Here is a 19,461-nt window from a genome sequence, read left to right on the forward strand (position 1 = left end):
AAGACGGCAGTTAAAGAGAAATGTCCAAAGTACAGAGAATACCCTTTGGCTTGAATTCGATTTTGGCCGACGCCAACTCGGGTTGCAGAGCACGCTCGATCAGAAGCGTGCCAAAACCTTGATGTTCCGGCGCTTGAACCAAAGGACCGCCCGATTCCCGCCAGAAAAGACTTACTCGATCCGAGGGGTTACCCTGAATCCGACTCCAATCGATACGGACACGGCCGGTCGGGCTGGAAAGAGCGCCGAATTTAACGGCATTGGTCGCAAGCTCGTGCAATGCCATAGCAAGGGGCAGCGCCTTATTCGCGGCGAGCCAGACGTTGTCCGGGCCGGTGATCAGGAATTGCTGGCTGTTATCTTCTTGGAACGGCTCGATCACGCTGTTCACGACGGCACGTAGCGACGCCCGATTCCAGCTTTCGAGCGTCAGCAGTTCATGAATCCCGGCGAGTGCCTGCAGCCGCGCCGTAAAGGCCGTACGTTCGTCTTCGGACGAACTCCGTAAAGTCCGTAACGCGATCGCTTGTACGATGGCCAATGTATTTCTGATCCGGTGCCGCATCTCGTTGAGGATCGCGGCAAGCCGCTGCTCTTGCTGTTCGGCCAGCTTGTAATCCGTAATATCGGTCAACAAGTTTGCCGCGCCGAGGAGCTTGCCGGAGGCATCACGGACAGAGAGGCCGGACGCGAGGAATGGCACGCGGCTGCCGTCCGGTCGTTCTGTAACGGCCTCAGTGCGGATGATCTGACCGTCCATCAAATCATGGGCCAAGGGGGCTCGGTCGTGAGGGAGCGGCGTACCATCGGGCAAGTAGAGTTTCCACGATTCGTACCAGCGCGGGTCGCCCAAAGCTGGGCGTAGGCCCCAGTGCGCCGCGGCCGCATCATTGTAAAAAATCAGCTGTCCAATGGGATCGGTGGCATAGAGCGCGGTGGGCACTATTTCGAGGATTTCCCGGAAGTGGCCGTCACCGCGGACTAAGGCGTCAGCTGCCTTGCTGAGGAATGACAGCTCCTGGTCGCGAGAGGAATTCCTGGGCATTCTCCCCCAACCCTCATCGGCAAGAGCATTGGCTGCCTCTTACCTCACTGCTCGTAAATATTGGCAGGCAATATACAACTTACTCCTATCTAAACTGGTCGTCGTCAGAAAGTTTTAGCTAACAAGGGCGACGGTTAAGACGACGTTGCCCGATATATTCGATTTGCTGTGAAACTCATGGACCATAACCAACGGTTGCAGCCCCGCTGCAACGGGGCTGCAACGTTGTGGCAAGACGGCGTTGCAACCTATCCTTGAAGCGCCGTCTCCCGCGCGTAATTGGGCGAGACCGGACCGGTTCCTGCCCCTGTTGTTTTGATCGCGTTGGCAATCTCCGCAAGATCTTCCTGCGTGAGCTCAAGCCGCGCCGCATCGAGCCAGCCATCGACCTGAACAGGGCTGCGGGCCCCCACGATCGCACCTGTCACGCCCGGCCATGCAAGAGTCCATGCGACCGCGACCGCTGCCACCGTGGTCTCGTGACGCTCCGCGATGGGCTTAAGCGCATCGGCGAGCTTCAAATTGCTTTCTAGCTTAGGACCAGAATAGTTCGCGTTGCGAGAGCGCCAATCATCCTTCGGCAAATTGCGGGCGCGCTCAACTGTGAAGCGGCCAGTGAGAAGACCGGACTGCATGGGGCTGTAAACGATGACCCCGGTTTGATGAGCGTGACACCAAGGCAGCTCGGCCTCGGCACTGTCCCGGTGGATCGCCGAGAAAGGCGGTTGAAGTGTATCGACATGTCCGAGGGTCTCCGCCACAGCGAGCTGCTTGGCGTTGTGATTGGAAAGGCCGACCGCGCGAACCTTGCCTTCCTTCTTTAGGTCGAGCAGCGTCTGCCAATAGACTTGCAGTGGCGTGCCATCCTCCGCCGGCCAATGCATCTGATAGAGATCGATGCGCTCCACGCCGAGGCGTTTGAGCGAGGCCTCCAGCTCCCGCCGAATGCTGGCCGGAGCGCCAACCTGACGGGGCGGGGCTTTCCGGTTGTTTTCATCCCAGACGAGGCCGCATTTTGTGAAGACATACGGACGCTGATCGCGGGGAATGTCGGCAAGCGCCTGTCGAACAATTTCTTCTGAGTGACCGAGGCCGTAAATCGCCGCCGTGTCGATCCAGTTGATGCCGGATTCGACCGCATGACGAATGGCGGCAATGGACTCTCCGTCGTTTTGGGCGCCCCAGCCAACCGCCCAATCGGGTCCACCGATGGCCCAGGCGCCGAAGCCGACGCGGGTGATTTCCATTGGAGTGCGGCCAAGCCGAAGGGTCGGCAGGCCCGCGCTGCGCTGAGCGTTGCTTTTGACCATGAGGGTTCTCCTTATCTGCCGCGCAATATGGGCAATCCTTGCTTATCATTCAAATAGATAATATAGATGATATTCATCTTGAATTTCGATGAGTAAGCTCTTTATGGAACTTCGGCAACTCCAGCACTTTGTCGCGGTCGCCGAGGAGAAACATTTCACCCGGGCCGCCCAGCGCGTAAATATTGTCCAATCCGCGCTTTCCAATTCCGTTCGTTTGCTGGAGGCGGAGCTCGACGCCAAGCTGCTGGTCCGCAGCACGCGGCAGGTGCGCCTGACCACGGCCGGGCGGGTGTTTCTCGACAAGGCGAGGGCCGCGCTAGACGCCGTTCAGAACGCTCGCGAGGCGGTCAACGCCCTTCGGGGCCTGCGTTCCGGGACCCTCAGCATCGGCACGGTGCAAAGCCTTCCCGCTTTCCTCGATCTGCCGCCGCTGATCGAAATGTTCCACACCCAATATCCCGACATCGAGGTGCGGTTATCTCAGGGTAGTTCGTCGCATGTTCTCGACAAGGTCAGGAGCGGCCAGCTTGATCTTGCGTTCCTGCCTTTGGGCGAGTCGCCAACAGGCGTCGAGACCGAGATGATTGCCTGCGAGGCTCTCGTGGTGGCCTGCACGCCGGAGCACGCCCTGGCTGGGCGTATCGATGTGCCGTTTGCTGCGCTGAAGGGCGAGTCCTTCGTCGATTTCGAACCGGATTGGGGAACCCGGAAGCTGGCCGACCGCGGATTTAGCGAGGCCGGGATCGAACGCCACATTGCCTTCGAGGTCAGCGACCTCGAGACGCTTTTGGAATTGGTCAGCCGTGGCCTCGGCATCGCCCTTCTTCCCGAGGCCATCGCCGAGGCGCGCCGGCCGTCGCTCGGGATCGCTCAACTGGCGGAGCCGGAAATTTGCTGGGAACTGGTCGTTGCCTATTTGGCCGGAGGCAAGGAAGGATCCCCGCCGGCCGATGATGCGCCTAAAGCGTTTCTTTCCCTGCTGCATGGCGCAAAGCACTCTCAGGGTACTTCGACGAGCGACGGCCATCGGCATGCTGAGAGCCCATGAGCGAAGCGCTTTTGTCAGACCCACTCCAACTCAATGCGTCATCATTGACCTTGATGCGATGCCGGTTCGCCAGCGGGGCGGAAACACACTACGCGATGCCAGCCATACCGGGCCACGGCGGTCGTGGCGCCCAAACCCGCAGCCTGGGCCAGGGCTCGTAGATCAGAAAAGGTCTCGGGCCGGTCGTTGTTGAGGATGTGATCGCACAGCGAGCTCTTCTCTTCCGCGTCTAAAGCGTTCCAATCTTGGCGCAGCCAATGGCAATAGCGCTCCACGTAGATCGGCAGGCTTTCGTTCTCTTCCCGCATGACGTCGGTGACCAGCATGATCCCGTCCTTCGCCAGTCTCAGCGCAACGCGGCGGAAAAACTCCCCCTTCTGATCCGCGGATAAATGATGCAGGGCATAGCTGGTATAAACCACATCAAAGCGGCGGGTCTCGGTCCCAAGGGCAGCCAGGACATCGCGGCATTCCAGCTCAACCTGACAACCCAAGGTTTTCAGATTTTCCGTGGCCAGAGCCAGGGCTGACTCTGAAAGGTCCACGCCGGTGTAACGTTGAAGCTGCATGTGCGCCAGCACGGGCGCCAAGGTGGCGGCATCTCCGCATCCCAAATCAAGGAATGAAAACGGCCGGTCGGAAAATTGCGCCCGCAAGACACGTTCGATATCGGCCTGGATTTCCCTATGGTGCATATAATTGGCGGAAATCACCTTGCCATAAGTGCGCCAACTATCGAAAAACGCCGTGGCAGAATGTTCTGACATCCGAAAGCCGTAGTGGTTTGAGCCGACCCAAGTCGTCGCCCATAGCACAGATTCTCAACTGTCTCATCCAGCTCTTTATGAATGAGCCAGCAACTATGTTCGAAAGGACAAGATGGAAGTTTCAAATCCCGACGAACGCACGCTCCGAGAAGCGGCCTACGCGAAGGTGACCAAGCGCCTCATTCCCTTGCTGTTTCTTTGCTATTTTATAGCCTATCTCGATCGGGTTAATGTTAGTTTTGCCAAGCTACAAATGCTCGGCGACCTCAAGCTCAGTGATACGGTTTATGGGCTAGGCGCAGGGATCTTTTTCATCGGTTATTTCATCTTCGAAGTGCCGAGCAATGTCGTCCTTCATCGGATCGGCGCCAGATATGGGATCGCCCGCATCATGATCAGCTGGGGGCTCATCTCGTCGGCGATGAGCTGGGTGAGCGGATCGACCAGTTTCTATGTGCTTCGGTTCTTGCTTGGAGCTGCCGAAGCCGGGTTTTTCCCCGGGATCATCCTCTATCTCACCTACTGGTATCCGGCCGAGCGGCGCGGCCGCATCACCGCGCTGTTCATGACCGCCGTCGCTGTATCGGGTGTGCTCGGGAGCGCTATTTCCGGCTGGATCCTGGAATATTTCGATAGCGCGTATGGCTGGGCCGGATGGCAATGGCTCTACCTGCTTGAGGGCATCCCCGCGGTGCTGCTGGGGATTTTCGTACTCGCTTTTCTGGACGATAATATTGCGGATGCGACTTGGCTAAGTGCCCAGGAGAAGAACATTCTTTCCGAAGCCATCGCGCGCGATGCGGGGCACAAGAAGGAGGGTTCAGTCCTTGCAGCGCTGGTCGACCCGCGAGTCTGGCTAACCGGAGCAATCTATTTCTGCTTCGTCGCAGGGCTATACGGGATCGGCTTCTGGCTGCCGACGATCATCTCGGGAATGGGCGTCAAAAGCGCCTTCGAGGTGGGAGTCCTGACCGCTGTTCCCTACGCGGCCGGCGCCGTCGGCATGGTCTTGGTCGGCAAGAGCGCCGACTATCGTCGCGAACGCCGATGGCACATCGCTGTCCCAGCCGGGCTGGGCGCCGCGGGGCTCATCCTTGGTGTCCTGCTCAAGGATCACACGGCGCTCGCGATGGTCGCCCTTTCGCTGGCGTCCTTGGGTATCCTTACGACCTTGCCGCTTTTCTGGAGCTTGCCAACCGCATTTCTCGTCGGCACCACGGCTGCAGCCGGAATTGCTTTCATCAATTCGATCGGAAATCTTGCAGGGTTTTTAAGCCCTTTCGCGGTCGGCTGGATCAAGGAACTGACTAAAAGCACGGACAGCGGCATGTATCTGATTGCGTCAATGCTTTTTCTAGGAGGCTTCCTGGTGATTGCCTTCCTGCCCGCGCGGCTTGTGAACCGCTGAAAATAGAAGGGCTGGCTGTATGCGGAGGCGCAGCGGATTTGCAGCGCTAAGGCGCGAACCCACCAGCTGAGATTGGCCAAATGTCCCAATCTCGCCCAAAGCCGTGCAGTGGATGAAGCGCCTGGAACAAAAAATGCGAACTTGAGTTCAGGTCAAAGACTGGACCATGGCGGGATCGCTCGATGTTTACACTCTGGCTCCTCACCTGCGCTGCGACCTTGAGCCCCAACGCTTGTACACCTGCGACTGCGACCGATGTGGTCAGGCGCGCCGCGACCGAACTGGAATGTACGCATCCGGGCCTGGTTTTTCAGACCGCTGCCGCGGGCGATCCGCGTCCACTCGGGTCGCTCTACCCGAAAGTGGTGTGCAGCCGTGAGTTTGCGGCCATGGAACGCTGAGCCGAACATCCCATGCTCAAGCCTTGCTGCGTATCTCGTGTTGGAAATGTCATTTCGCGGCTCTAGGAGTCATTCGCCATTGCCGCTCGGCAATGACCCCTCGCCAGGGGTTGGTCGAGCTGGCGAGAGCATCAGTTGGAAGGAATTCGCATGGACTATCGCCGCCTGGGACATTCTGGTCTTCGGGTGCCAGCTCTCAGCTTTGGCACTGCGACTTTCGGCGGCGGCAATGATTTCTTCAAGGCATGGGGCTCGACGGATTCCGCTGCCGCCGCCCGCCTTATCGATATCTGTCTCGATCATGGCGTGGCGATGTTTGATACGGCTGATGTCTATTCGGATGGCTTGGCCGAACAAATTTTGGGACAGGCGATCAAGGGCAAGCGGGACCGATTGCTGATTTCCACGAAAGTGACGTTCCCGACCGGCGACGGGCCCAATGATTTCGGTTCCTCGCGTCAGCATCTTTTGAAGGCGATTGACCAATCGCTCAAGCGGCTGGCGGTCGATTACATTGATCTGCTCCAGTTGCATGGGCAAGACAATAACACGCCCGTCGAGGAGACGCTGGCAACGCTCGACCAAATCCTGCGCGAGGGGAAGGTTCGCTACATCGGCTGCTCCAACTTTTCAGGGTGGCATCTGATGAAATCGCTCGCTGTGTCGGACCGCTATGGCTATCCGCGCTATGTGGCCCATCAGGTCTATTACTCGCTGCTCAATCGCGACTATGAATGGGAGCTGATGCCGCTCGGCCGCGATCAAGGAGTTGGGGCTGTGATTTGGAGCCCGCTTGGCTGGGGTAAGCTCACGGGCAAGATCCGCCGGGATCAACCGCCGAAGCCAGGGACGCGCGCGCATGATATCGCGGGGACCGGCCCCCATTACGAGGATGAGCGGCTCTTTCGTATCGTCGATACGCTCGACGCGGTCGCCCAAGAGGCCGGCAAGACCATTCCGCAAGTAGCGCTCAACTGGTTGCTTCAGCAGCCGACCGTCTCGAGCATCATCATCGGTGCGCGCAATGAGGAACAACTTCTCCAAAACATCGGCGCCTTGGGCTGGAAGCTGACCGGCGAACAGATTGCCAAACTTGATGAGGCCAGCGATGTGCCGGCCTCCTATCCGACTTGGCACCAGCTGGGCTTTCCCATGTTGAACGAACCTCGTTGACACGGCCCAGGACACGCTAATCCGCCAACGGCCTCATTTGGTGATGACCACTTGTAGATATTCGCCGGGGACGACCAGCGTCCCATCCTCCGCGGCATTGAATTTGTCGAGTAAGGCATAGAGATCGGCCACAAGCGCATTGCGTGCCTCGGGATCGAGCGCCGCGAAGGTCTTCACAATGGGGCCATAACAATTGCGGAAGATTTCCACCCAATGCTGAGGCGACTTGTAGCGGAAGACAAAATTCCTGTTCTCCGCGGCAATCGTCGGCTCCCGTCCGAACAAAGCATTAAGATGCGGCTTGCTACCCCATAGCGCCGGCGATTTCATGCCGGGTGCCGGCGGTACATATTTGCCGATGGTCTTGAATAAATTGCCGATGAAGCTGTCCGGCGTCCAATTGGCCAATCCGATTTTTCCGCCGGGGCGGCAAACGCGGCTCAGTTCCTGTGCGGCCTGCTCGTGATTTGGCGTGAACATCACGCCGAAGGTGGAGAGGACCACATCGAAGCTGGCATCTTCGAAGGGAAGGGCTTCCGCATCAGCTTCCTGGAAGATCACCGGCAGGCGTTCGGCCGCGGCACGCTTGCGCCCACTGTCAAGCAGTGCGCCGACGTAATCCGTCGAGACGACATCGGCGAAGCGGCGGGCGGCGGCGAGTGTTGCATTGCCATTGCCGGCGGCAACATCGAGAACGCGCTGGTTGCTGCGGAGATCGACGGCCTCGCAAAGCATCTCGCCGACGATCTGCAGCGTCGTGCCCACGATGGCGTAGTCCCCGGAGCTCCAGGCGGCCTGCTGGCGGCTCTTGATCGTAGAGAAATCAATGCGAGCAGGGGTGGCTGTTTGAAGGCTCATTGTTCTGTTCCTACTTGCTGAATGTGAGGCGGTTGAGGGATCGAAGCGAGCAGCTCTGGCTCCCCTCTTTGTTTAATATGCCGTCGGCGCTGGTTCGGCAGTTCAGGCCGCGGCGCCGACCTCGGCTGGGTCGTCGCGGATAAGGACGGTTGTGACGACCGGGAAAATCTGGTCGGCCGGCATGCCAACACGTCGGGCATGCTCGCGGATCGATTCAGGGTCCTGCGCCTGGTAGATGCAGAATGTTCCGAGCCGGCCGTCCGGCTCATTGACCACATAGCTGCGGATCCAGCGGACGCGGTCGGGCAGTTCCTCGTTCCCGACCTTGGCCGATTTGGCACCTGCGGCTTCGAGTTCCTGCAAGTCCGCCCATGCGCTTGGGCGGCGAATAACATATAGATCCATATCTTTCTCCCGATTTGGAGGTCGCATCCTAGACATTGACGTGGTGAGCGCGAATGATTGGCCGTCGGTATTGCTTGACAGAGCGTCGGAAATTCTGACGTCTCTTGATCGGGCGACCTAATCACATGCTCGGGCGTCGGGCGGAGACCGAATGGCAGCTGACGCGCTCTCTGATGTCTTGAAAACGGTGCGGCTGACCGGCGCGACCTATTTTGACGTGGTGGCCAAGGCACCGTGGGTTGCGGAATCGCCGCCGCGGGAAATGATCCTGCCGAAGATCCTGCCGGGCGCCGAGCATTTGATCGCCTATCATGTGGTGACCGAAGGCCGCTGCTTCGCCAATATCGTCGGCGAAGCGCCGGTCGAGGTCGCAGCCGGCGAAGTCATCGTCTTCACCAAAGGCGATCCGCATGTTTTGGCGAGCAATCCCGGCATGCGCGCCGTCCCGGCTGCACCGGGAGCGTTGGACGTTGCGACGGGCGGCCAATTGCCGTTCTTCATCAATTACGGCGGCGATGGACCGACTTCCGCCAAGTTAGTGTGCGGCTTCCTTGCCTGCGATGCGCGGCCGTTCAATCCGCTTCTCGACAACTTGCCCCCGGTCATCAAGGTCGGAGACCCTCAGGGCGGCGATGCAGGCTGGCTTGGCCAGCTCATCCGTCTGGCGATGACGGAGTCCGCGGACAAGCGCGCCGGCGGCGAAAGTGTCCTCGCCAGACTGAGCGAGTTGATGTTCATCGAGGTGGTTCGCCGCTATCTGGAGGTCCTGCCGCCGGAGCAGGCGGGGTGGCTCGCCGGTTTGCGCGATCCTTTTGTCGGCAAGGCGTTGTCCTTGTTGCACGCGGGCCCGGCGCGCGACTGGACGATCGAGGACCTCGCCAAAGGCGTTGGCCTCTCCCGTTCGGTGCTGGCCGAACGTTTCGCCGACTTCGTTGGGATGCCGCCGATGCATTATCTCTCAAAATGGCGGATGCAAATAGCTTCGGGGCTTCTGAGCGACGGTGGCGTCAATATCGCCACCGTGGCCGCCGAAGTCGGCTACGGATCCGAGGCGGCATTCAGCCGTGCATTCAAGAAAATGGTGGGGGTCTCCCCCTCGGCTTGGCGTCGACACCCCGGACAGAATGCGGACCGACGATGATTTAGACCGCGTGATCGGTCCCAAGATCTTGCGGCATTCTCCGAAGCGTCCGCTTTTGGCTTTTAGGCCCTGGTCCGCAGCGCTGTTCGCCGAACCTAGATCACGATGATTTTGGATTGACTCAATCCAAAATCATCGTGATCGATTCCAAAAGTTTAGAGCGAGATGCGGGCGGAAAACCGGTTTCCACTTTTCCTCATTCCGCCCTAGTACAATCCCCCGGTGCCGGTTCCGACCAAGCGATCCGTATCGTGATCGACTGTCTGCGCCTGTGGCGAGGCATCGCCAATGGCATAGGAGTCCGGCGGTGCCGTCCCCGGCTTAAAGGCTTCTTGGATCGCCCCAGCGGTGCTCGCACTGGTCCGCATTCCGGTCTTCGAGTTGACCCAGATCAACTTGATGCCCGGCGGCGCCCGGAACGGAATGTCGGGCTTTTTCGCCAGCGCCGTTTTCATGAAATCGCGGAAGATCGGAGCCGTATAATGCGCGGCTTGCGCTGAATCCCCAAGCGAACGCGGCTGGTCATAGCCCATGAAAACTCCGACCGCGAGATCCGGTGAAAAGCCGATGAACCAGAGGTCCTTGGCTTCGTTCGTCGTCCCGGTCTTGCCCGCGAGATGCCGGCCGACATCCCTGATCGACTGGCCGGTGCCGCGCTGGATCACGCCCTCCATGATCGAAGTGATCTGATAGGCGGTCAGCGGATCGAGGACCTGCTCGCGTTTGTCGATCAATCGGGGCTCTTCTTGATTTTGCCACGCCGGTGCATCGCAACCCTCGCACACGCGCTCGTCATGCCGGTAAATCGTATGACCCCAGCGGTCCTGGATGCGGTCGATCAAGGTTGCCTTGATTCTCTTGCCGCCGTTGGCAAGCATCGAATAGGCGGTCGTCATGCGCATCAAGGTCGTTTCGCCGGACCCAAGCGACATTGCGAGATAGGGCGGCAGGTCATCATAGATACCAAACCGCTTGGCATATTCCGCGATGAGAGGCATGCCGACGTCGCGTGCGAGCCGGACCGTCATCTGGTTGATCGAATGCTCGACGCCATAGCGCAAAGTGTGCGGTCCGCCTGACTTGCCTTCGAAGTTTTCCGGTCGCCACACGCCGAGACCGGGTCCTTGATCGATTTCAATCGGAGCGTCGAGAATGATCGAAGAGGGCGTATAACCATTGTCGAGCGCCGTCGCATACACAAAAGGCTTGAACGACGAGCCGGGCTGGCGCTGTGCCTGAGTCGCCCGGTTGAACTCGGATTGGTCGAACGAGAACCCGCCGATCATCGCAAAAACGCGGCCCGTATAGGGGTCCATCACCATGATCGCGCCGCTGATTTCCGGGATCTGACGCAGCCTGTATTGTTGCGGCTTGCCATCGACGGGCTCGGCATAGATCACGTCGCCCGGACTCAGAGAGGCCCGCGATCCGGCGCCGCGTGTCCAATGCAGCCCCGTCGAAGTGGAAAGAGTGCCGGATTCCCGCTCGCGCTCGATCTCGCCGGATTTTTCGCGGCGCGGCTGCAATCCAATCCGCGCCCCGGCTTCGTTTGCCTCAAGAACAACGGCTAGGCGCCACGGCGCGACATCGCCAAGAGCTGGAACTTCTGCGAGCGGAATGCCCCAATCCTGACTGACATCGATATGACGCATCGGACCACGGAAGCCATGCGCTTCATCGTAGCGCACGAGTCCATCGACCAGGGAGCGTCTTGCCATTAGCTGCATTTTGGGATCGAGGGTGGTTCGAACCGAAAGGCCGCCCTCGTAGAGCTTCTTTTCGCCGTACCGATCGCCAAGCTCGCGGCGGACTTCCTCCGCGAAGAAGCCGGCGGCGAAATCATTTGGCGACAGGCTCCGGGGGTTAACCCCAAGCGGCTCGGCCTTGGCCTTTTCGCCGTCCTGGCGTGGGACATGGCCGTTCTCGATCATCCGATCGATGACCCAATTGCGCCGTTCGATGGCCCGCTCGCGCTTCAGGAACGGATGGTAATTATTCGGGGCCTTCGGCAATGCGGCCAGATAGGCGGCTTGCGCGATCGTCAGCTCATGAACCGATTTGCCGTAGTAATTCAGCGCCGCGGCGGCGACCCCGTAATTGCCGAGTCCGAGGTAGATTTCGTTGAGGTAAAGTTCAAGAATCTTCTCTTTGGAGTAGGCGCCCTCGATACGGAAAGAAAGCAGAGCTTCCCGGATTTTGCGCTCGAAGGATCGTTCGTTCGTCAACAAAAAATTCTTGGCCACCTGCTGGGTGATGGTGGAGGCACCCTGAACATGTTTGTCGCCCTGAAGCAGCACAAACACCGCACGCAGAATGCCCTCGGGGTCGATCCCGGCGTGGTAATAGAAATTCTTGTCCTCGGCCGAGATGAACGCATCCTTGACAAGGGCGGGGATGGCGGCACTTGGCAGATAAAGTCGGCGTTCGCGGGCATATTCGGCCACAAGCGAACCGTCGCTGGCATGGACCCTGGTCATCACGCGCGGCTCGTAATCCTTGAGCGTCGTGTAATCAGGCAAATCTCGTTCGAATTTCCAGATCACGAATCCCGCGACGCACGCCCCAATCACGAACAAGATGGTGCAGGTCGCAAAGATGAAACCGAGAAAACGGGTAATCTGCCGCATGAAAACAGGCCTCTTGAATTCCGGAAGCTGTTACCGGCCGAAAAAGTAAAAAACAGCGGTCTCAAATGTTACCAACGCGTCAATAAAATCGCGGTCGGTCATTTGTAAGGCCACGACAAGCCAAAATATTTGGACATTCAGCCTCTAGGCATTCTCCGTGCGGCGCTTTTGTGTTGAAAATTTGTCCAGCGAACACTTGTTGCACTCAACCCGCCCTCAAGAATTATTGAACGAAGGCGTCACAGCAATAAATTGGCCTGATGCCGGCGGCTCGCAAGGGAGCGCGTAAAATACAGCTTGACTGCTGTTTGTTTTCACACGCTGCCAAACATTCAGCGGCAGGAAAAAAGTCAGTGGAGCGTCTGGCCGTCCGGTATTTTGGCGGCCTGCGCCTGATCGGAATTGGCCTTGGTCACCGAAGTGCCGGTTTCACGGGCCGAGAAAAATGCTTTGACCGCTTCAGCGACTTTCGCGGACGTTTTTTCGCGCCATTCCACGGAATTGAGCGCCATGCCGTCCTTCTGATTGGAAAGATATCCAAGTTCCAAGAGCACCGAAGGGACGTCGGGCGCCTTTAGAACGCGGAATCCGGCGGAGCGCTGTGGGTTCTTGTTGAGCCGAGCCGCGACACGCCAATAATTCACCAAGGTATGCGCAAAGAAATGGCTGTAGGCGCGGGTTTCCCGCCGCGTCAAATCGAATAAAATATCGGATACCCCGGCGGACTCCTCGGTCTTGTCCAAGCCGGCCACGGCGTCGGATTCGTTTTCTTTCTCGGCGACGCGGGCGGCTTCCGCGTCCGAGGCGCGGTCGGAGACTGTATAAACGGTCGCGCCTGCGACATCCGCCTCCGACAATGTATCGGCGTGGATCGACAGGAAGAGTGCGGCGTTGCGTTCGCGGGCCATTTTGACGCGTTCGGAGAGCGTTACAAAACTGTCGCCGTCACGGGTCAAGACGACGGTCACATGGCCGTCGGCTTCGAGCTTCGCCGCAAGCGATTTTGCGAAATCGAACACCAGCTCCTTTTCCACCAAACCTTTGACTCTGGCGCCGCGGTCGATGCCGCCATGGCCCGGATCGATCACGATGACCGGCTTTGCCGACGCCGGTTCAGAATTTGGGGTCGCATTGCTTTGAGCCAGTGCCGCCAATTTTGCTCGCGCATCTTGGACGGCGTTCCGGAAATTCGCTCGGTCGGTTTTCGCCAGCTCGATGACGAGGCGGGAATGGTCGTCCGTCTGGCTTTTTTCGCAGGACGCCCGGACCACCAGCGCAGGGGCGCTAAGATCAATGACGATGCGGGACTTCCCCGGGGCAAGCTGCCCGAAGCGGAAAGAGGCGACGAGATCAGCTCGCCGCGGCGAGGAGTTTGCCGGCTTACCCATGTCGGGATCGATCGCAAAATCGATCTGGGGAAGATCAATGATGACCCGATCGGGATTGGCGAGAACAAAAGCCTCTGCCTTCGCTTCCGCCGTAAGATCGAAAACGAGCTTGGCCTTGTCCGCGCCTTGGTCGATCCTCGCCGCCCCAGCCACCGGGTGCTTTTGTTCGCTTTCTGCGGAGGCGGATGCCAGAGCCAGCGTCAGCGAAGCGGCGGCAAGGGCCGTTTTCCCGAGGACGACCCAAAGGCCCTTCGGAATGGCCGCTTTGCGAAAAAAACCGCGCTCCGCTGACATGGATATTTACCTTCGTACCCTTGAGCCGCCGCCGAACCGCCCGAGATCGCGGATTTCCCCTGCAGAGACATGTTGATGACGCTTGAACGCTGCTGTCTGTCTTTGGATCAACGAAGTTAACAAGATATGATTATGTCAGGAATTCACCCCAAACGCTGCCGCATCCCGGACACAGTTTCAGGCAAAACTTGCCAAATGGCTCACAAACCTCATATAAAAGATAATTCTTTATGCGTGCTTGAAGATTTCTTGTCCTCGGGCGCCTTTATAGGATTTTACGTTTCCGGAGCTTATTTTCACATAAAGGTTTTGGTAATTTCTATTTCAGGTGCGCGCGTCGCGATTGGGCGGCTGGAGCGGATTGGGTTCGACCGCTACGAAAACCAGAGCTTTACGGGACTGATGACGGCCTGGACTCATTTTTGGATGGCTTCCTTATTAGGGGCGCCGTTCCGGATAGGTAACAAGGGCATGGTCCGTCCCGCAACGAGTCTTTCAGCGGTGGTTAAGCACAATGCTTTCGGTAGGCGCCCGGACGGGGGCTCGTCCCTCCCTGAGGCTTTCGCCAGCCGCGCTTCTTTAAAGAGTATGATTTCCAAGTTCCCGCGTCATCACCGCCGCCCCGGCTCAGTCCGCCCGACTAGCCGTGCGGCTGTTGCGGGGCTGCCCGTTGGCAGCTCTCGCTGTCATTCCGATTTTTCTTCACCTCACTCCCCCTTCCAACCACTGCGTGATGCGCCCGCGTGCCTGCAGAGCCGAACCCTTGAGTCCGGCTTGCGGACTTTGGCTGGTGGCCCCGGCCGTTCGTGCGTCGCGCCCAAACGAGTTTCACATGCCCAACAAAATGCTCATCGATTCATCTCACCCCGAAGAAACAAGGGTTGTCGTCCTTCGCGGTAACCGGGTTGAAGAATTCGATTTCGAATCCGCCAGCAAAAAGCAACTTCGCGGAAATATCTATCTCGCCAAAGTCATGAGGGTTGAGCCGTCGCTGCAGGCCGCATTCGTCGACTACGGCGGCAATCGACACGGTTTTCTCGCGTTCTCGGAAATCCATCCCGATTATTACCAGATTCCCGTCGCCGATCGACAGGTTCTCCTGGAGGAAGAGGCGAGGGCTCAACGCGACGAGGAAGACGACGCCTCCCGCTCGCAGCGCCGCAGCCGCCGTTTCAGACGCGGAGATCGCGAAGGTCAGCGGGCCGAAAAACGCCGCGGCGACGATGAAACCTTGTCCGAGCCCTACGTCGGATCCGAAAACGCCGCGCGCCCGGAGACGGAGAGCGAGCAATCGAACGCGTCGGCGTTTGAGGGCGAGCCTCGGGGCGAGGCTTTCTCCGAAAATCAATCTGAAAATCAGCCCGAAACTGCCTCGTCCGGATCCGTCGAGTTTGAACAAGAGTTTCCTGCATCAGCGCGGCAGGACTCCTTTGAGGAGGAAGCCGTGGCGACCTCTGAACTAGCGCCGGCCAATGGATTTGCCGCGAGCGGCTCGGGGGAAGACAACGAAGCTCCTACCAGGGCGGCTGCGGACGAAAGCGCAGAGAGCAGATCGGAAGAGGCCGAGACCCAGTCGCGCGAACGCCGGAATTCCGACGATGACGACAGGGATGGGGAAGACTCCGGCGAGGATGGCGCGGGCGAAATCGAACAGCTCGGCGGCGATGCCATGGAGGAGGTGCCGGTCCATCAATATCGCCACCGCAAGCAGTACAAAATCCAGGAAGTCATCAAGCGCCGCCAAGTTCTGCTCATCCAAGTCGTGAAGGAGGAGCGCGGAAATAAGGGCGCGGCGCTCACAACCTATTTGTCGCTGGCCGGACGCTATTCGGTGCTGATGCCGAATACGGCGCGGGGCGGCGGTATCTCGCGGAAGATCACCGATTCCGGTGATCGTCAGCGGCTGAAATCCATTGCTCAAGAGCTTGAGGTGCCAGAAGGCATGGGCGTGATCGTGCGCACCGCCGGCGCCGCGCGGACCAAGGCTGAAGTCAAGCGCGATTTCGAATATCTGCTTCGGATGTGGGAGACGGTGCGCGAGACCACCTTGCAATCTACCGCTCCGACACTGGTTTATGAAGAAGGCTCGCTGATCAAGCGATCCATCCGCGATCTCTACAACAAGGACATCGATGAAATCGTTGTCGCCGGCGATAACGGCTACCGCGAGGCCAAGGAATTCATGCGCTTGCTGATGCCGAGCCATGCCAAGACCGTTCAGCCTTATCGCGACCCGCAACCGATGTTCGCGAAGTCCGGCGTCGAGGCGCAACTGGACGCCATGTTCTCCAACCAGGTGACTTTGAAGTCCGGCGGCTACATCGTCATCAATCAAACCGAGGCGCTGGTTGCGATCGACGTCAACTCGGGCCGGTCGACGCGCGAACATAACATCGAGGACACCGCGCTGCGGACGAACCTCGAAGCGGCCGACGAGATCAGCCGGCAACTGCGGCTGCGCGATTTAGCCGGGCTCATCGTCATCGATTTCATCGATATGGAGGAGAACCGGAACAATCGCACCGTCGAGCGCCGCCTGAAAGACGCGCTCAAGAATGACCGGGCGCGTATTCAGGTTGGCCGGATGTCGCATTTCGGTCTCTTGGAAATGTCGCGCCAACGCATGCGCACCGGCGTCATCGAAGGCTCGACGGTCGCCTGTCCGCATTGCGCCGGAGCCGGCATGGTTCGCTCGACCTCTTCGATCGCCCTGCATGTCCTGCGGGTTCTGGAGGACTCTCTGATCAAGAGTTCGAGCTACGATATCATCGTCAAAACCAGAACCGTCGTCGCGCTCTACATTCTCAATCAGAAGCGCGCTCATTTGCGCGAACTGGAAAAACGGTTCGGCGTATCGGTGACAATCGCGGCCGATGACACGCTCACGGGCGCGAATTATTACACGCTGGAACGGGGCGAGCTGGCAGTCGCCAAGGAGATGCTTGTCTCCGCCGTGCCAAGCGAGGCACAGCAGCCCATGATCCCAGTAGCCGCAGAGAGCGAGGACGAGGTCGAAGCATCCGCTGATGTCGCTCGCGAGGGGCCGGAGACGGGTGGCGAGCGTCGCGACGGTGAAAACGAGTCCGATGTCCGGCAAAGGCGCAGGCGCAGGCGCAGGCGTGGCCGGGGTGGCGATCGCGAAGTCTCGGGAATCGCCGCGAACGCGCCGCAGCCCCCCGACGATGCCCTGGAAGTCATGGCCAACATGGGAGGGCTCGCAACTCCGGGAGTCGCAGCCGAAATTGAGGTGGAGGGCGAAGCCTTGCCGCCTGCAACGGACGATGACCGTGAGGCGCGCCATCAAGGCGGGCGTCGGCGCTCTCGGCGCGGCGGGCGCGGGCCGCGCGAAGCATCCCGCACTGGCGAAGCCGAGGCAGGAGCGCCGGCATTGGCGTTCTCGTCCGAATCGGACGCCGCGATGACGGGTGCCGAACCAAGTGCGGAAGGAGACGAGACGCCGCCCGCAAGACCACGGCCCGATCGTCGGGGACCACGGACACGCGGCCCACGCTTTGTTCAAGAGATTGCGGCGACGCCCGAATCCCAGTTTGAACCGCACGCCGTGGCGCTTGCCGAACCGCAAGGCCGGGAATCCGCGATGGCTGTTTCCGCCGGAGAGGAGTCAAGGACGCCTTTCGGGGAAACCGCTCGCGGTTCCGAGAACGCTGCGACGCAGGAACACGAAGTGGCGCTCGCAACTGGCGAGCCTTCGCCGCGCGTGAAAGACTCATCGCAGCAAGAGGATCCGTCCCGGCCGAAACGTTCTGGCTGGTGGCAGCGGGCTAGAGCAAGCTGGCGCGGTTAACCGCCAGCGCGCACTTCGATCCAGGCAGAGAGGGTCCTTTCGCAAGGATTGCTCTACCTGGATTCAAGCTGGCCCTTTAAAGTCTTCAATCCCGTGGAATAGGTTTCCGAGACAAGGCTTTTGGCCTTGGCTGCGGGGCCAATCGGCTTGTAAGAGCTTATCCAGACAATGTTGACCTTGCCGCTGTCGATGGGCAGAACCCGAATTGTTGAGGTGTAGTTCTCGACGGGCAGAGGACTTTGCAAATTTCGGTAGCTATAGGCGTGGGTCTGATCGTTCCAGTAGGTCGCTTGCTCGACGAACTTCCCGCCCTCCTTGGTGGTGAGAATACGGACGTCGGCGGTGATGGCGTTTTGAAATTCGCACGAGGCGATCGAGGGATGCCAATTTTTGATTCCGCAAAAATCGCCGATGGCGGACCAGGCCTTATCGGGTGTGGTATTGATCTCGATTCTTTCCATGACTTGATCCGCCGAAACAGCGTTCGCGGAAGCAAGTAAGAAAAACGCGGTTAGCACCCACCATCTTCGCATCGTGCCGTTCCTGATCCCGCGCGCGAGACCTTCCATCATTGCTTTTCAGCGTAGCCATGACCTCAGCCGCTGAATTGCCTCGACGATATCATTTTCGGGTCCGGCAAAGGATAGTCGGATGGTCGATTTGCCGGCAAGCCTGTCGAAATCGAGACCGGGCGTCGTCGCAACGCCGGTTGCCTCGAGCATTCTGTCGCAAAAATCGAGGGAGTTGTCGCTGAAGCGTGAAATGTCGATGTAGAGATAAAACGCGCCGTCGGCGGGAAGAAAATCACTCAGTCCAACGCCGGGCAATTCGTTGATGAGGACAGCGCGGTTGCGCGCATAGCCCGCAAGAATGCCTTGCAATTCCTCTTGCGCATCGAAAACAGCCTCGGCTCCGACTTGACTTAAGAACGGGACGGAGACCGCCAAGCTTTGTTGCAAACGCTCGATCGGGCGCACCAGATGTTCGGGCAGGACCAGCCAGCCGATGCGCCAGCCGGTCATGCAAAAATATTTGGAGAAGGAATTGGCGACTATCGCTTCGGATGAAAATTTCAGCGCTGTTTCAGCGGGTTCGCCATAGGTCAGGCCGTGATACACCTCATCGGAAATGAAGGTAATACCGAGCTGCTCGCAAGTCTCGCAAATGTCCCGCAACTGCTGTTGGTTCATCATAATCCCGGTCGGATTGGCCGGGCTCATCAGCAAGAGCCCGTCGAGCTTTTTCCGCGCCTGGGCGGCCTCGATCATCGCGGGCGTGACACTGAAACGAGTCGCTTGGGTGGTTTCGATCATGACCGGCTCGATACCAAACGCCTCGAGGATGTTGCGATAGGCCGGATAGCCGGGCGCTGCGATCGCGACCCGCGCGCCCGGATCGAAGAGCGCTAAAAACGCCAGGGCAAAACCGCCCGACGAACCGATGGTCACGGCGATTCGTTCGGGCCCGATCGCGACCCCGTAGGTGTCGCTATAGTAGCGGGCGATGCGGGCGCGAAGGCTGGGTCTGCCGAGCGCCTCAGTGTAGCCAATGCGGCGCCCGTCGAGAACAGCCATGGCAGCCTCACGCACCGCGCGCGGCGGCGGCGCTGCGGGCTCGCCAATTTCGAGGTGGATAATATCATGGCCCTCGCGCTCCCGGCGGGTGGCTTTGGCCAGAACATCCAACGCCATGAAGGGCGCGACATTCGATCTAAGGGACAAAGGCGCCTTCGAGTGGGGCGGAGCTGCGGGGCCTGTATCCTTTTTCATGGTTTATCCCAACGCCTTGCGC

At 59.2% G+C, this 19,461-nt stretch carries 14 protein-coding genes and 1 pseudogene; 6 read left to right on the forward strand and 9 right to left on the reverse strand.

From position 1 onward, the window contains the following. Positions 1 to 10 precede the first annotated feature (10 nt). Positions 11 to 1,045 carry a hypothetical protein gene (locus tag CU048_15180; protein QBR72402.1) on the reverse strand — a complete coding sequence of 345 codons (1,035 nt, stop codon included), beginning with the start codon at positions 1,043 to 1,045 and terminating at the stop codon, positions 11 to 13. Between the two features lie 248 nt (positions 1,046 to 1,293). Then, positions 1,294 to 2,292 carry an aldo/keto reductase gene (locus CU048_15185; GenBank protein ID QBR72972.1) on the reverse strand — a complete coding sequence of 333 codons (999 nt, stop codon included), beginning with the start codon at positions 2,290 to 2,292 and terminating at the stop codon, positions 1,294 to 1,296. A gap of 166 nt (positions 2,293 to 2,458) precedes the next feature. Between CU048_15185 and CU048_15190 the strand changes: the two genes are divergently transcribed. Then, on the forward strand, positions 2,459 to 3,403 hold the full coding sequence (locus tag CU048_15190) for a LysR family transcriptional regulator (GenBank protein ID QBR72403.1): 945 nt from the start codon (positions 2,459 to 2,461) through the stop codon (positions 3,401 to 3,403). A 41-nt stretch (positions 3,404 to 3,444) separates the two neighbouring features. Here the strand turns inward: CU048_15190 and CU048_15195 are convergent, their stop codons facing one another. Further along, positions 3,445 to 4,170, reverse strand: a complete 726-nt coding sequence (locus CU048_15195) for a class I SAM-dependent methyltransferase (protein ID QBR72404.1) — start codon at positions 4,168 to 4,170, stop codon at positions 3,445 to 3,447. Positions 4,171 to 4,282: 112 nt separating this feature from the next. Between CU048_15195 and CU048_15200 the strand changes: the two genes are divergently transcribed. After that, on the forward strand, positions 4,283 to 5,578 hold the full coding sequence (locus CU048_15200; GenBank protein ID QBR72405.1) for an MFS transporter: 1,296 nt from the start codon (positions 4,283 to 4,285) through the stop codon (positions 5,576 to 5,578). A gap of 551 nt (positions 5,579 to 6,129) precedes the next feature. Continuing rightward, on the forward strand, positions 6,130 to 7,152 hold the full coding sequence (locus tag CU048_15205; protein QBR72406.1) for an aldo/keto reductase: 1,023 nt from the start codon (positions 6,130 to 6,132) through the stop codon (positions 7,150 to 7,152). Between the two features lie 33 nt (positions 7,153 to 7,185). Here the strand turns inward: CU048_15205 and CU048_15210 are convergent, their stop codons facing one another. After that, positions 7,186 to 8,010 (reverse strand): SAM-dependent methyltransferase, encoded by an 825-nt coding sequence (locus CU048_15210; GenBank protein ID QBR72407.1) that lies wholly within the window; start codon positions 8,008 to 8,010, stop codon positions 7,186 to 7,188. A gap of 102 nt (positions 8,011 to 8,112) precedes the next feature. Beyond that, complete coding sequence (locus CU048_15215; protein QBR72973.1) at positions 8,113 to 8,415, reverse strand: DUF4242 domain-containing protein; 303 nt, start codon at positions 8,413 to 8,415, stop codon at positions 8,113 to 8,115. A gap of 151 nt (positions 8,416 to 8,566) precedes the next feature. Between CU048_15215 and CU048_15220 the strand changes: the two genes are divergently transcribed. Beyond that, the gene (locus CU048_15220; protein QBR72408.1) at positions 8,567 to 9,556 is read left to right on the forward strand and encodes an AraC family transcriptional regulator; all 990 of its coding nucleotides are present in this window, start codon (positions 8,567 to 8,569) and stop codon (positions 9,554 to 9,556) included. 116 nt (positions 9,557 to 9,672) lie between these two features. Then, positions 9,673 to 9,765, forward strand: a pseudogene (locus CU048_15225) (SAM-dependent methyltransferase). On the opposite strand, the gene CU048_15230 reads toward CU048_15225, so the two are convergent. Both CU048_15230 and CU048_15235 read right to left on the reverse strand, forming a co-directional pair. After that, positions 9,763 to 12,183, reverse strand: a complete 2,421-nt coding sequence (locus CU048_15230; protein QBR72409.1) for a penicillin-binding protein — start codon at positions 12,181 to 12,183, stop codon at positions 9,763 to 9,765. The pseudogene CU048_15225 and the gene CU048_15230 overlap by 3 nt on opposite strands. 350 nt (positions 12,184 to 12,533) lie before the next feature. After that, complete coding sequence (locus CU048_15235; GenBank protein ID QBR72410.1) at positions 12,534 to 13,865, reverse strand: N-acetylmuramoyl-L-alanine amidase; 1,332 nt, start codon at positions 13,863 to 13,865, stop codon at positions 12,534 to 12,536. 832 nt (positions 13,866 to 14,697) lie between these two features. Between CU048_15235 and CU048_15240 the strand changes: the two genes are divergently transcribed. Next, a complete protein-coding gene (locus CU048_15240; protein QBR72411.1) occupies positions 14,698 to 17,670 on the forward strand; it encodes a ribonuclease in 2,973 nt (990 codons plus the stop codon). A gap of 53 nt (positions 17,671 to 17,723) precedes the next feature. On the opposite strand, the gene CU048_15245 is transcribed toward CU048_15240, so the two are convergent. Together CU048_15245 and CU048_15250 are read right to left on the reverse strand one after the other, a co-directional pair. After that, on the reverse strand, positions 17,724 to 18,242 hold the full coding sequence (locus tag CU048_15245; GenBank protein ID QBR72412.1) for an SRPBCC family protein: 519 nt from the start codon (positions 18,240 to 18,242) through the stop codon (positions 17,724 to 17,726). Between the two features lie 6 nt (positions 18,243 to 18,248). Next, positions 18,249 to 19,361 (reverse strand): 1-aminocyclopropane-1-carboxylate deaminase, encoded by a 1,113-nt coding sequence (locus CU048_15250; GenBank protein QBR72974.1) that lies wholly within the window; start codon positions 19,359 to 19,361, stop codon positions 18,249 to 18,251. Positions 19,362 to 19,461: the final 100 nt, after the last annotated feature.

It is taken from the genome of Beijerinckiaceae bacterium, assembly GCA_004564215.1.
Taxonomy (GTDB): domain Bacteria; phylum Pseudomonadota; class Alphaproteobacteria; order Rhizobiales; family Beijerinckiaceae; genus Methylocapsa.

Coding starts and splice junctions, on each gene's coding strand:
- CU048_15240 (QBR72411.1), top strand. CDS start 14,698: ATGCCCAACAAAATGCTCATCGATTCATCTCACCCCGAAGAAACAAGG.
- CU048_15230 (QBR72409.1), bottom strand. CDS start 12,183: ATGCGGCAGATTACCCGTTTTCTCGGTTTCATCTTTGCGACCTGCACC.
- CU048_15195 (QBR72404.1), bottom strand. CDS start 4,170: ATGTCAGAACATTCTGCCACGGCGTTTTTCGATAGTTGGCGCACTTAT.
- CU048_15190 (QBR72403.1), top strand. CDS start 2,459: ATGGAACTTCGGCAACTCCAGCACTTTGTCGCGGTCGCCGAGGAGAAA.
- CU048_15245 (QBR72412.1), bottom strand. CDS start 18,242: ATGATGGAAGGTCTCGCGCGCGGGATCAGGAACGGCACGATGCGAAGA.
- CU048_15215 (QBR72973.1), bottom strand. CDS start 8,415: ATGGATCTATATGTTATTCGCCGCCCAAGCGCATGGGCGGACTTGCAG.
- CU048_15235 (QBR72410.1), bottom strand. CDS start 13,865: ATGTCAGCGGAGCGCGGTTTTTTTCGCAAAGCGGCCATTCCGAAGGGC.
- CU048_15180 (QBR72402.1), bottom strand. CDS start 1,045: ATGCCCAGGAATTCCTCTCGCGACCAGGAGCTGTCATTCCTCAGCAAG.
- CU048_15250 (QBR72974.1), bottom strand. CDS start 19,361: ATGGCGTTGGATGTTCTGGCCAAAGCCACCCGCCGGGAGCGCGAGGGC.
- CU048_15185 (QBR72972.1), bottom strand. CDS start 2,292: ATGGAAATCACCCGCGTCGGCTTCGGCGCCTGGGCCATCGGTGGACCC.
- CU048_15200 (QBR72405.1), top strand. CDS start 4,283: ATGGAAGTTTCAAATCCCGACGAACGCACGCTCCGAGAAGCGGCCTAC.
- CU048_15220 (QBR72408.1), top strand. CDS start 8,567: ATGGCAGCTGACGCGCTCTCTGATGTCTTGAAAACGGTGCGGCTGACC.
- CU048_15205 (QBR72406.1), top strand. CDS start 6,130: ATGGACTATCGCCGCCTGGGACATTCTGGTCTTCGGGTGCCAGCTCTC.
- CU048_15210 (QBR72407.1), bottom strand. CDS start 8,010: ATGAGCCTTCAAACAGCCACCCCTGCTCGCATTGATTTCTCTACGATC.